The organism is Methylobacterium sp. J-001, assembly GCF_022829565.1.
GTDB lineage: Bacteria > Pseudomonadota > Alphaproteobacteria > Rhizobiales > Beijerinckiaceae > Methylobacterium.
Window position 1 is genome coordinate 1 of sequence record NZ_JAKSYN010000116.1, and the last position, 12,574, is coordinate 12,574.

At 66.3% G+C, this 12,574-nt stretch carries 12 protein-coding genes and 1 pseudogene; 8 read left to right on the top strand and 5 right to left on the bottom strand.

What is annotated here, in order from left to right; translation table 11 throughout:
- A pseudogene (locus MKK65_RS13540) lies at positions 1–140 on the top strand (IS630 family transposase); the annotation flags it as partial.
- A gap of 36 nt (positions 141–176) precedes the next feature.
- On the opposite strand, the gene MKK65_RS13545 reads toward MKK65_RS13540, so the two are convergent.
- From MKK65_RS13545 to MKK65_RS13560, 4 genes are all read right to left on the bottom strand, one after another.
- Positions 177–1,928 carry an ABC transporter ATP-binding protein gene (locus MKK65_RS13545; RefSeq protein ID WP_243958219.1) on the bottom strand — a complete coding sequence of 584 codons (1,752 nt, stop codon included), beginning with the start codon at positions 1,926–1,928 and terminating at the stop codon, positions 177–179.
- Positions 1,929–1,937: 9 nt separating this feature from the next.
- Positions 1,938–2,642: a siderophore-iron reductase FhuF gene (fhuF, locus tag MKK65_RS13550; protein WP_243958221.1), complete on the bottom strand. Its 705-nt coding sequence runs from the start codon at positions 2,640–2,642 to the stop codon at positions 1,938–1,940.
- Entirely contained in the window at positions 2,639–3,898 is a 1,260-nt protein-coding gene (locus MKK65_RS13555; protein WP_243958223.1) for an MFS transporter, read from the bottom strand. The genes fhuF and MKK65_RS13555 overlap by 4 nt, the downstream gene beginning before the upstream one ends.
- 412 nt (positions 3,899–4,310) lie before the next feature.
- Positions 4,311–5,063 (bottom strand): L,D-transpeptidase, encoded by a 753-nt coding sequence (locus tag MKK65_RS13560; RefSeq protein ID WP_058194741.1) that lies wholly within the window; start codon positions 5,061–5,063, stop codon positions 4,311–4,313.
- A gap of 286 nt (positions 5,064–5,349) precedes the next feature.
- Here MKK65_RS13560 and MKK65_RS13565 point away from each other — a divergent pair, with 286 nt between their 5' ends.
- The 6 genes from MKK65_RS13565 (at position 5,350) to MKK65_RS13590 (ending at position 10,599) form a co-directional block, all read left to right on the top strand.
- Positions 5,350–6,066: a protein phosphatase CheZ gene (locus tag MKK65_RS13565; RefSeq protein WP_058194742.1), complete on the top strand. Its 717-nt coding sequence runs from the start codon at positions 5,350–5,352 to the stop codon at positions 6,064–6,066.
- A gap of 80 nt (positions 6,067–6,146) precedes the next feature.
- Positions 6,147–8,213, top strand: coding sequence for an excinuclease ABC subunit UvrC (gene uvrC / locus MKK65_RS13570; protein ID WP_243958225.1), 2,067 nt, complete (start codon positions 6,147–6,149; stop codon positions 8,211–8,213).
- A 73-nt stretch (positions 8,214–8,286) separates the two neighbouring features.
- Positions 8,287–8,886 (top strand): CDP-diacylglycerol--glycerol-3-phosphate 3-phosphatidyltransferase, encoded by a 600-nt coding sequence (gene pgsA, locus MKK65_RS13575; RefSeq protein ID WP_201025828.1) that lies wholly within the window; start codon positions 8,287–8,289, stop codon positions 8,884–8,886.
- 90 nt (positions 8,887–8,976) lie between these two features.
- Positions 8,977–9,228, top strand: a complete 252-nt coding sequence (gene moaD, locus MKK65_RS13580; RefSeq protein WP_058194745.1) for a molybdopterin converting factor subunit 1 — start codon at positions 8,977–8,979, stop codon at positions 9,226–9,228.
- A 265-nt stretch (positions 9,229–9,493) separates the two neighbouring features.
- Positions 9,494–9,724 carry a hypothetical protein gene (locus MKK65_RS13585; RefSeq protein ID WP_058194746.1) on the top strand — a complete coding sequence of 77 codons (231 nt, stop codon included), beginning with the start codon at positions 9,494–9,496 and terminating at the stop codon, positions 9,722–9,724.
- A 176-nt stretch (positions 9,725–9,900) separates the two neighbouring features.
- Complete coding sequence (locus MKK65_RS13590) at positions 9,901–10,599, top strand: ribonuclease activity regulator RraA (protein WP_058194747.1); 699 nt, start codon at positions 9,901–9,903, stop codon at positions 10,597–10,599.
- Positions 10,600–10,642: 43 nt separating this feature from the next.
- On the opposite strand, the gene MKK65_RS13595 is transcribed toward MKK65_RS13590, so the two are convergent.
- Positions 10,643–11,665: an MDR family NADP-dependent oxidoreductase gene (locus MKK65_RS13595; protein WP_243958227.1), complete on the bottom strand. Its 1,023-nt coding sequence runs from the start codon at positions 11,663–11,665 to the stop codon at positions 10,643–10,645.
- Between the two features lie 274 nt (positions 11,666–11,939).
- On the opposite strand from MKK65_RS13595, the gene MKK65_RS13600 reads away from it, so the two are divergent.
- Positions 11,940–12,476: a TetR/AcrR family transcriptional regulator gene (locus MKK65_RS13600; RefSeq protein WP_243958229.1), complete on the top strand. Its 537-nt coding sequence runs from the start codon at positions 11,940–11,942 to the stop codon at positions 12,474–12,476.
- Positions 12,477–12,574: the final 98 nt, after the last annotated feature.

The window sequence follows — 12,574 nt, forward strand, 5'->3', positions numbered from 1 at the left end:
TCGTCGATCTACAGGCAGCCATCAACCGCTACCTCGCCGAACATAACCTCGACCCGACCCCCTTCCGCTGGAAAGCCGACCCAGACACCATCATCGCGGCCGCAGCACGGGGGCATCAAACGTTGGATTCAATCCACTAGCGGGACAATGCCGGAGAAGGACGTTCGGGCTGCGCCTCACTCTGCTGCGGTCGCGGAAACCTCATCCTGACCGGTCGAACCGAATTGTGCGGCGTGCAGGCGGCGGTAGACACCGTCGGCATCGAGCAGCGCTGCGTGTCGCCCCTGCTCCACGATACCGTCCTCGCCCAGGACGACGATGCGGTCGGCGTCGCGGATGGTCGCGAGCCTATGGGCGATGATTAGGGTGGTGCGCCCCCGGGCGAGGTCGGTGAGCGCCTGTTGGATCTCGCGCTCGGTCTGCGTGTCGAGGGCGGAGGTGGCCTCGTCGAGGATCAGGATCGGCGGGTTCTTGAGGAACACGCGTGCGATGGCGATGCGCTGCTTCTGACCACCGGACAGACGCACGCCGCGCTCGCCCACCACCGTATCGAGCCCCTCAGGCAAGCTGTCGATCAGCTCCCCGAGCCGGGCACGCCGGGCAGCCTGATCGATCTCGGCCTCGGTCGCATCGAGACGGCCATAGGCGATGTTCTCGCGGATCGTGCCGGCGAACAGGAACACGTCCTGTTGAACGATGCCGATCTGCCGCCGCAGCGCCGAGAGGCTGAGGGCACGCACGTCGATGCCGTCGATCGTCACCCGGCCTGCTTCGACTTCATAGAAGCGGGGCAGCAATGCGCAGAGCGTCGTCTTACCGACGCCCGACGGACCGACGAACGCGACCGTTTCCCCGGCCGCGATCGCCAAGTCGAGGCCGGCGAGGATCGGCCGGCCGCGATCATAGCCGAACCTCACCCCCTCGAAGCGAATGTCGCCGCGTAGGGTTCGTGTCTCGATCGCATCCGGACGGTCAACGATGTCGGGCGCAGTGGCGAGCAATTCCTGGTAGCGGCGAAAGCCTGCGACACCCTTGGGGTAGGTCTCGATCACCGCGCTGATCTTCTCGAGCGGGCGGTAGAACACGCCAACCAGCAGGAGGAAGCCGACGAAGCCGCCGGCCGTGAGGTCGCCCCGGACCACGAAAGCTGCGCCGCCGAGCAATACCGCGATCTGGACCAGACGTAGGCCGAGGTAGTTGATCGACAGGCTGGCCGCCATCAGCCGATAGGCTTCGAGCTTGGTGTCGCGATAGCGGGCATTGTCGCGAGCGAACAGGGTGCGCTCGTGCTGCTCGTTGGCGAAGGCTTGGACGACCCGCATCCCGCCGACATTCTCCTCGATGCGGGCGTTGAACGCGCCGACCCGGCCGTACTGAGTCTGCCAGTTGCGGGTCAGACGCCCGCCGTAGCGCAGGCTCACGAAGGCGATCACCGGCAGGATCGCGCCGGTGATCAGCGCAAGCGTCGGATGGACCCAAACCATCAGCGCGAAGGCGCCGATGAGCGTCATCACGGCGATGAACAGATCCTCGGGCCCATGGTGGGCGACCTCGCCGATCTCCTCGAGATCCTTGGTCACCCGGGCGACGAGGTGGCCGGTCTTCTGGCCGTCGTAAAACCGAAACGACAGCTTCTGCAGGTGGTCGAACGCGCGAGCCCGCATCGTGGTCTCGATGTTGATGCCGAGCACATGGCCCCAATAGGTCACCACCACCATCAAGCCGGCATTGGCCACGTAGACCAGGGCGAGGCCACAGGCCGCCAGCACGATCAGGCCCCAATCCTGCTGCGGCAGGAGCCGGTCGACGAAGGTTTTCACCGCGATGGGAAAGCCCAGTTCCAGCAGGCCGGAGAGCACGGCGCAGCCGAAATCCATCAGGAATAGAGCCCGATGCGGCCGGTAATAGGCGAGAAAAGCCTTCAGCATGGGAGCGGATCAGCGATCCTTGGCGCATTCGATGGGGCAGAGCGCCCCGCACGATGGAACGCCCGGAAGGCGATGACGCAGGCAGCAGGCCCGCCGCCGCCGGCAGCCCGATGCGTCCGCACACAGAGCCTGGGCGAGAGGGTTCCTACCGCAGGCGAGCGCGCCGCGCCATCCGAGCCGCATGGCACCGGCCGCGCAAGCCCTCTCGTCCCCGCAACCCAATTCCCCGGCGACGTAGTCGAGAATCACCGCGGCGTTGCCCCAGAGGACCCGGGGGGCGATCCCGCACCGGGCGTGACACATCTCAACGAAGGGGCGCAGATGATCCTCGACCAGCCCAGCGAGTCCGAACGCGCACCCGGACCGGCAGTCCGGCATATCCGCCGGCACCAGCAGACGGACGGGGCGTCCGGCGGCGTCGAGTTCGAGACGTGTCGTATCGAAGGCGAGCGGCAGGGGGCGCCCGAGGAACACCAGGGCGGTCAAAGCCGGCGTGGCGAGCGCAGCCAGATAGAACTGGCTCCAGTAGGAGACGAGGACGCGGCGGTCGACCGGCCCGTACCCGGCCCCGAAGGCCGACAGCGTCGCATCGAACACCGACGGATCGCGCAGTCTCGCTACGGGCAATGCCGAGGCATCTCCTGGACCGACGGCGACGCCGCCCCGGTAGGCCGCCAGCGAATCGGGAACGCGCGCGGCGACCTCAGCGATCATCGCGGACGCCCTTCATCGGCACGCAGGGTCCGATCCACCGCGATCACCAGCCACGCTACCGCCGCCGCGTAGAACGGCAGCGTCGCCCCGAAATAGCTCGGCCAGCCAACCCATCCGGCCAGCGCCGGGGCGGCAACCCGCAGAGGCATCGCTGCGAAGAAGGCTGCGCCGAACAGCAGCGCGTAGTCCGTGGCCGGCCTCGGCCCCTGCGCCCAACGGTAAATCATGTTGAACACGGGCACGCCCAGGATCCCGCCGCAGACGAAGTTGAGGATGGTTGCGGCGACCGCGAGTTCGATCGCGCCGGCAGCGCAGGCTGCCGCCATCAGGCCACCGGAAACGAGGACGCCGAATGCCCCGCTGGCAATCAGCCGCACCGTGCCGAAACGCGCAGCGAGGCCGCCCGCGACCAGCGCCATGACCAAATTGACCGCCGGCAGGACGGTTCCGGTCAGGAAGCCGACCTGCGCGAGCGAGACGCCGAGGTCGAGCAGGGCCAAGGTGTTCGGTCCCGACAGAAGATAGGCGGCCGCGAAATAGGCACCGAGCACCAGAATGCGGGTTGCGAGGGCTCGCAAGCGCGCGAACGACCCCGACCATCTCTCCGGTGCCCCACCGACCCCGCGCAGTCGCGCCTCCGGGTAAGCGAGGATCGGGAGAAGGCACAGCGCGTCGAGGGCCGCACAGGCGAGGACCGCCACGCGCCATCCCAGCCAATCGTAGGATCCGACCAGAACCCCAACGCCCAGGATGCCGCCCAGGGACGCGCCGCAGAGCTTGGCCGATGCGACGAAGGCGCGCCGCTCCGCCGGCACGGTCTCCACGACCAGAGCTTCCAGCGCGATGTCCATTGTGGCGACGCAGGCACAAGCCGCGACCGCCAGCAGGAGCAGCGCCGCTAAAGGCCATTGCTCGCCGAAACTCAGGATCCCGAGCAGCAGCACCGTCATGCTCTGCGCCGCGACGATCCAGCCGATCCGGTGATCGAGGTACGGCAGGCGGATCCGGTCGAGGGCTGCGGCCCAGAGGAAGGTCAGCCCCACCGGCAGGTTGATGAGCTGCAGCAGGCCCACCTCGGCCAGTTCCAGGCCCCGGACCCGTAGGATCAGCGGTGCTCCCCCAGACAGGAAGCCCAGCGTCGCGCCAAAGGTCATGTACAGGCAGAAAAACGGCGCCAACGGCCGCATGCCGGATAGGGATGCGGCGAGATGCACGCCGATATAGCCGACAGCTGACCGGCTCAGCGCCTGCAGCATCGTCTGCCTCGTGGCGGCGCGGGACACCGGCCCGTTACACGGTGCCGCTCGGGTTCCGATGCGTTCCAGTCATTCCAGTTTATAATCAAACTAACTCAATATTCTACTTCCGCTTATCGATTTTAGACCTCATGCAGGCCATCGATCAAGGCACAAGACACCGGCAAATCCATAGCAACCGGCCTCCAGAAACAGGCCCTCCGTTACCGGTCATCTCGTGCAAAGACGGCTGTGTATCGGAGTACCCTGAGCGGCCCGGCTGCGACGGAATACCGGAGGGCGGAAAACGATCCGTGGCCTGCGGGCCAAGGCGGCTATGATTGGTGGCGTCAAAAAAACGCCGCCACGGTTCACGCCGTGCAAGTCCATCCGCGACGAGATTGAGGGTGAAACAGGCCCGTCGAACCGGTTTTCAAAGGACCTCGACGCGGGTTCCGACCGGTACGCGGTCGTAGAGGTCCACCACATCCTCGTTCATCATCCGGATGCACCCCGAGGATACCGATTGGCCGATCGTCCCCGGCTCGTTGGTCCCATGGATGCGGTAGAGCGAGGAGCCGAGATAGAGGGCGCGCGCCCCCAGAGGATTGGCCGGGCCGCCGGCCATATGCCGTGGCAAGTCAGGGCGGCGGGCGAGCATCTCCGCCGGCGGCGTCCAATCAGGCCATTCGGCTTTGCGGCTGACTGTCTTGAGGCCGCTCCAGGCAAAACCCGGACGGCCAACGCCGATCCCGTAGCGTAGCGCCCGCTGACCGGGCTGCACGAGATAGAGGTGCTTGGCGGAGGTATCGATCACAATGGTTCCGGGCCGTTGCGGCCCGGCAAACGCGACCTCCTGGCGACGGTATTCCGGACCGACCTCCTGGGCGATGCGGGTTGGATCCGCCTGCCCCAGTCCATAGACCTGTTGCAGCGGGGCGGCCTGGATCGGCTCCGGCTCGGCCGGCAGCAGGTCACCGGAATATGCGGCCACCCGCTGCGGAGCTGTCGCGCGCTGCGGCCAGCCGCGGCCCCCTCCCCTGGCTTGGCCGGTCATGAGATATTCGATCAGGCCGCCGCCATAGCCACCGTCTTCGGCGTAGCGTGCCTGTTGTGCCGCGGCGGGGCCACAGAGCAGACCCGCCACGAGAGCCGTACACAGACTGAGACGGACCGGACCACGCATCGTCGAACGCTCCCTCGAGGATTCAGACCCCGATTCGCGTAAGATCCACCGACAACCGGCCATTCCCGTGAATCAACGTGGTGAATCACGTCCGATGCCGATCACATGCGCCGACGACGCTGGGTTAGCGTGAATCGTTAGTAAAGCCGGGGGCTCCGCAACCTCTGATAGGTCAAATGCCCCCAGTGCATACGATTTTGCGACAGACGAGCTTGGCAGTCACAGTCCGCTAACCGATTGTGATAGAGAGTCGCCACCAACGATCCTTAAGGCTCACGCCCCGACGATGACCCAGAAGCGCTATCGCATTGAAGACAGCCTCGGGCTTCCCGGGGTTTTGCCCGCAGCACCGGGTCCGGACGTTTCGAATGAGCGGCTGGACCAGATCCTGAACGCGATCCTTGACCTGCGCCGCATCACCCAGATGAGCGCGGATGAGACGATCGAGACGTGCCGGCGCGAGTTGCATGACGCTCTGGCGATGCGCTCCGAACTCGATTTGATGAAGGAGGCGATCACCCGGACCAAGTCCGAGCTGGCGACGCTCCATCGCTCGGAGAATAGCGGCAAGGGCATGCGCCGGGCAGCGGACGAGCTCGACGCCGTGGTCGAATCGACCGAACGCGCCACGACGCAGTTGCTCAACGCGGTCGAAGAGATCGAGACGAATGCCGGCATGCTGTACACGGCGAATCTGCCGCCGGGCATGAAGCAGCACGTCGATATCATCCAGGAGCGGGTGATCTCGGCCTACGAGGCCTGCAACTTCCAGGATCTGACCGGCCAGCGGATCAACAAGATCGTCGGCGTGATGAAGTTCATCGAGGAGCACCTCGATCGGCTGATCACGGCCTGGACGCAGCTGGACAGCTTCCGCGATCTCATCACCGTCATGCCGGTCCCGACCGCGCTGGACGACGAGAGCAGCCTGCTCAACGGGCCGAAGCTCGACGACGATCCGGGACACGTCGACCAGAACGACATCGATTCGCTGTTCGACTGATTCGGCCAGGCGGGTTCGGCGCGGCAATTTTGTCGGACGACCCGGTGCCGCTCGGGGCCAGGAACGCTTAGATCTGCGGTATGAACCGCAGAGCCCTCTCAGACCTGCCCCCCGACACGTTCGACGACGGCCGCGACGCCGAGCGTGACGAGAACGCCGGCGAGGTCGAGGCTGCGCTGCCCGCCGAGGATTCGCCGGAGATCGATTTCGATTTCGATCCGGGGGCGGTTCAAGCCGGCACCGAAGTGATCCGTCGCTTCTGGTCGACGCTGCCGAACTCGCCCGGCGTCTACCGGATGTTCGATCATCGCGGCGACGTCCTCTATGTCGGCAAGGCTAAGAATCTGAAGGCGCGCGTCGGCTCCTACGCACGGGGCCAGGCGCATTCGAACCGTATCGCCCGGATGATCTCCCAGACGGCGGCGATGGAGTTCGTCACCACCGCCACCGAGACCGAGGCGCTGCTCCTCGAAGCCAACCTGATCAAGCAGCTCAAGCCCCGTTTCAACGTGCTGATGCGGGACGACAAGTCCTTTCCCTACATCCTGGTCACCGCCGACGGCCCGGCGCCGCAGATCGTGAAGCACCGGGGCGCACGGCGTCGGAAGGGCAATTATTACGGTCCCTTCGCCAGCGTCTGGGCGGTCAACCGCACGGTGAACGCCCTGCAGCGGGCCTTCCTGCTGCGCACCTGCACCGACAGCTATTACGAGAACCGCAGCCGGCCGTGCCTGCTGTTCCAGATCAAGCGCTGCTCCGGCCCCTGCACGGGCGAGATCGGGACCAACGATTACGCCGCGATGGCGGATGCCGCGCGGGCGTTCCTGGCGGGCAAGTCCAACGCCGTCAAAGATCGGATGCGCACCGAGATGCAGGAAGCGTCCGAAGCGATGGAGTTCGAGCGCGCCGCCCGGTATCGCGACCGGATCGCGGCGCTGTCGGCGATCCAGGGGGTGCAGGGCGTCAACACCCAGGGCGTGGAAGAGGCCGACGTGTTCGCCCTCGACGAGCAGGCCGGGCAGTTCTGCATCGAGGTGTTCTTCTTCCGAAATTTCCAGAACTGGGGCAACCGCGCCTACTTCCCGAAGGCCGATCGGTCGATGACCCCGGAGGAGGTGCTCGGCTCGTTCATCAGCCAGTTCTACGACGACAAGCCCGCGCCCCGCACGGTCCTGACCAGCCACCCGATCGAGGACGCCGAGCTGGTCGCCGCCGCCCTGTCGAGCCGCGTCGACTACCGGGTCGAGATCCACAAACCGAGCCGCAGCGAGCGCAAGAATCTCGTCGAATACGCCCAACGCAATGCCAAGGAGGCGCTGGCCCGGCGGCTGGCCGACACGGCGTCGCAGGGCAAGCTGCTGACGGCCCTGGGCCAGGCTTTCGGCATGGACCGGACCCCGCGACGCATTGAGGTTTACGACAATTCGCACATCATGGGCACGAACGCGGTGGGGGGTATGATCGTCGCTGGCCCGACGGGGTTCATGAAGACGCATTACCGCACGTTCAACATCAAGTCGGAGGAACTCACCCCGGGGGACGATTACGGCATGATGCGTGAGGTCCTTCAGCGGCGCTTCAAGCGCCTCGTCAAGGAAGCGCCGCGCACGGAGCGCGAGGCTGCCGCGGCAAGCGCAGAGGGCGACGCGCAGGAGCCGATTCCCGCCCCGGCCGAGGAGGGTGAGGCGTTTCCCGCTTGGCCGGATCTGGTGCTCATCGACGGCGGCAAGGGTCAGCTCGACGCTGCCCGCACGGCGCTGGACGAGATCGGCGTGTCGGGGGTTTCGTTGATCGGCATCGCGAAGGGCCGCGACCGCGATGCCGGTCGTGAGACGTTTTTCGTGCCGGGCCGGCCGCCGTTCAAGCTTCCACCGCGCGACCCGACCCTCTACTTCGTGCAGCGGCTGCGCGACGAAGCCCACCGCTTCGCCATCGGCAGCCACAGGGCCAAGCGCAAGCGTGAGATGATCAAGAATCCCTTGGACGAGATCGCCGGCATCGGGCCCAGCCGAAAGCGCGCGCTACTCCACCATTTCGGAACCGTGAAGGCGATCGAGCGCGCCGCCTTCGAGGACTTGGCCAAGACTCCCGGGGTGAATGCCGCGACCGCCCGCGCGGTCTACGATTTCTTCCATGCCGGCGCCTGAGGATCACGCCGTCACGGCCGTGCCCGCGGTCGAGACGTTGACGCACGGGCCAAGCTCTGATTTCACCCCGGCCATGAACGCCGTCCTTCCTCGACGCCGGTCGCCGGCCTGGACGCTCGCGAATTGCCTGACCTACGGGCGCCTCGTCGCGGTGCCGGTGATGGTCGCGTTGCTGTTCTGGCCCGACTCGCACACCGCGCGTTGGACAGCCCTGGGTGTCTTCGTCGTGGCGGCGATCACCGATTACCTCGACGGGTATGTCGCGCGGACCTACCATCAGAGCTCTGCCCTCGGCCGGATGCTTGACCCGATCGCGGACAAGTTGCTGGTCTCGGCCTGCCTGCTGATGCTGACGGCCGATCATACCATCGTAGGCTCGTCGATCTGGGCGGCGATCGTGATCCTGTGCCGGGAGGTGCTGGTGTCCGGCCTGCGCGAATACCTTGCCGAGCTGAAGGTCGGCGTGCCGGTCAGCAAAATCGCCAAGTGGAAGACGACGGTGCAGCTCGTTGCCATCGGCTTCCTGGTGGCCGGTCCGGCGGGCGAGCGAGTTCTGCCCGGCACCGAGCCGATCGGCCTTGCTCTACTGTGGCTTGCCGCCGCCCTCACGATTTGGACCGGCTGGGACTACATGAGAGCCGGGATCAAGCACGTGATCGACGACCCGCGTTAGAGCATCATCCCGAGCGCCGGCTTCCGGCATTCGGACCATGACGATGCTCTATGGACGCGATCGACGATCCCCTTCTGGCACGGGGACACGATGAAGCTCGTCTATTTCGCCTGGGTCCGCGAGCGGATCGGCCGCGCCGAGGAGGAGCTGGCCCCGCCGCCGGAGGTCGCCACCGTCACCGATCTGGTGACCTGGCTGCGCGGGCGCGGCGAGGAATATGCCTACGCGTTCGAGGATCCAGGCGTGGTCCGCGCCGCAATCGACCGGGCGCATGCGAAGCCGGACGCGACGATTGCAGGCGCCCGTGAAATTGCGTTCTTCCCACCGATGACCGGCGGTTGAGAGTTCGGAAAGCTCGGCACGTAGTCCGCCGGTCTTGAAACCGGGGCGATCCCGCGCTTTTTGGCAACGTCGCTCCGGCCGCGTTCCAAGCCGAACGGCGCGTGGGCCGAGCCGCGTTCGCTTACGGGTTCGGCCCGCTTTCCGGCACATCGTCCGCCGAGCTGGAATTCACCGCTCAGGTCGGTGTTTCAACCACCAGAAATTGCGGAACGCTCAAGCTGGGGCCGCCGTTACTCGGGACCGAAATCGGAACCGGAGTTCTCCTATGCGCACCGCCCTCCTCACAGCCGCTGCCCTACTCAGCCTCGGCGCGGCCGCCCAAGCCCAGACCACCGTGATCGAACGCGACCGGCCCGCCGTCGTGGTCGACCGTCCGGCCTCCGAGTCGAAGTCCGTCACCGTTCACGATCACGGCGACGGCTGCGTTACCAAGACGGTGCGCAAGGAAAACGATATGGGGGATTCCAAGACCGTGAAGAAGGAGAGCTGCGACTGAACGGGCTTCGTTTCCCGGTGATCGCCGGCTGAAGAGCGTCGTCTAACCCGCAAAGCCGGCCCTGCTGAAAGAACGCAGCGGAACAGTAACTTGGGACTGTACTCGATCGGATTGCGATCGAGTACAGCGCTCGGTAGCGGGCGACGCCGTCCGCCCCAGCCGGGAAGGATACGCGGATGTCGAGCGACGCCCAGATCGTCGAGACCCTCTCGAAGGTCACCACCGCCACGATCACAACGATCCTGTTGAAGAAGGGGCTGCGCAATGTCTGGCTGCGCGGCACGCGGCCTCTCAGGCCCGGCCAGCCCCGGATCGTCGGCCGCGCCTTCACGTTGCGCTTCGTCCCGGCGCGCGAGGATCTTGCCACCCCGGAATCGTGGTCGTCCCCGACCTCCACCCGGGCCGCGATCGAGGCGATGCCGTCCGGCTGCATCGCGGTCGTGGATGCGATGGGCGTCACCGATGCCGGCATTTTCGGCGATATCCTCTGTGCCCGCATGGCGAAAAAGGGCGTCGCCGCCTTGGTTACGGATGGCGTCGTCCGGGACGTCGCGGGCGTCCTGGGCACCGGCTTGCCGGTCTGGTGCCAGGGCGCGGCGGCCCCGCCCTCCGTGGCCGGTCTGACCTTCGTCGCTTGGCAGCAGCCGATCGCCTGCGGCGGTGTCGCGGTGTTCCCCGACGATGTGATCGTGGTGGACGAGGACGGCGCCGTACTGATCCCGGCGGCCTTGATCGACACCGTGGTGGAGCTTGCTCCCGAGCAGGAGCGCTTCGAGGGCTGGATCATGGAGGAGGTCGGTAAGGGCGCGGCGCTTCCGGGCCTCTACCCGCCGAACGCCGAGAATAAGGCGCGCTACGAGGCCAGCAAGGCCTGATCTACGAGGCTTTGCCACGGGCACCGAGCGGACGGATCGCCCGTCATAGCTCTACCATGACGAGGCCCTTAAGGCGGCCTTCACAGGCGTCGTGCAGGGCGCGGGGCGCATTCTCCAGCCCTGCGACCTTCGAACAGGCGAAATGGAGCCCCGCCTTTCGCTGCCAGGCGATCCAGTCCGGGAACGCCTCGGCGTGGTCCCGGTCGGCGCTGTATCCGCGTAGCGTGACATCCTTCAGGATCAGCTGGAACGAGTCGAGCTGCACCGGGGCGACGATGCTGGCGCCCGCGACATTCAACTCGGCGGTAAGCGCGCCGAGCAGAACGAACCGCGCCCCCTCGCTCGCAGCTTCTGCCGCGGCAGCGAGCTGCTCGCCGCCGACCATGTCGACGAACACATCGACGCCCTCCGGCGCGGCCGCTCTCAGCTGATCCGCGATCAGGCCGCGGTCCCGCAGGATCACGGCGTCGTAGCCGAGATCGCCCGTCATCCAGTCGGCCTTCGCCTGACTGCTTGTGCTGCCGATCACCCGCGAAGCACCGAGCCTGCGGGCGATCTGTCCGGCCATCGACCCGATCGCTCCAGCGCCGCTCGACACGAAGACCGTGTCGCCCGTCCGAACCCGGATGCCGCGCGTTAGAGCGGCGTAGGCCGTCCAACCATGGCCGAGATAGGCCGCCGGTTCGATCGGCCCCCGGTCCAACGCCATGCAGCGTCCTGCATCGACGACGGCATAATCCCGCCAGCCGAGGGGATGCGAAACGAGCGCGCCGATCGCGAAGCCGCTCCCGGTTGGGCAGGCCACGACCTCACCGATGGCGCCGTCTGCCAGCGCATCCCCAGGCTTGAGCGCAGGGAAGGGAATGCCCTCGACGGCCTGCGCATCCGGGTTCGCCATCAGCCGAGTCGAGATGGAGATGCGGAACCAGCGATTGCGGACGACCAGATCGTTCGGGCCGGCTTCGGGTAGGGCGGTCTCCACGATGCTGAGATCGCGCGGCTGGATCATTCCGTTAGGATAGGCGTGGAGCCGGACTTCGCGGCAGCGCTTAACTGTACGGTCCATGGCGTGTTCCAGGATGCGGTTTACTGGCCGCGTGCAAAGCAGCGGCAACCAGACCTAACAAAATGACTGGCGGTCAGTCAATTTCGATTTGTCAGCTTCCGCTTGGCGTTATCCTTGCCGCTACCAGACCACACCCAGCCCCTTTCAATCCCGGCGATATCGGGTCAGGCAGGGGGCGAACGCCCGCCCGTCATGAGATCGCTGCGTGCCAACCAAGCCCAAGCCCAGGACCACGTCCAGGACCAAGCCTCCCGAGGAACGGCGCGAGGATCTGATGAACGCGGCGGAGCGCATGTTCCTCGATCAGGGCGTGGCCTCAACCACGATCGAACAGATCACGACCGGGGCGGGCGTGGCAAAGGGCAGCTTCTACCTACACTTCGACTCGAAAGAGGATGTGGTCGAAGGTCTGCGCCGGCGCTTCGTCGGGCGATTGCTGGACGCGATCGAGGCCGCGGTCGAAGAACAGCCGGATGAGGACTGGAGCGGGAAGCTCGCGGCCTGGGCGACAACTTGCGGCAGCGTATACGCCGAATGCGTACGCCTGCACGACATCGTCTTCACCGACGTGCCGCCCCCTACCCAGGACGGTTTGGCCGATAACGTCCTGATCGACAACCTGGCGCAGCTGCTCGCCGATGGCGGCGCCGCGAAAGCCTGGGCGATCGACGATGTGCGCTTCACCGCCGTCTTCCTGTTCAACGCCCTTCATGGCGTCATCCTCGACGCCGCCAGGACAGGGCGGGCAGACGCGATCCAGCGCAAGATCGTGGCGCATTGCTTTCGGCTGGTGGGCCTGGAAACCGCGTGATCGGCGCGTTGTGATCTGCCGGCTGACGAGCCCTCCTCGCGATCCAAGGCGCGCGCACCCCTCGGCGGTGGAGTCCAGAGAACGCATCGCCGGCCGGC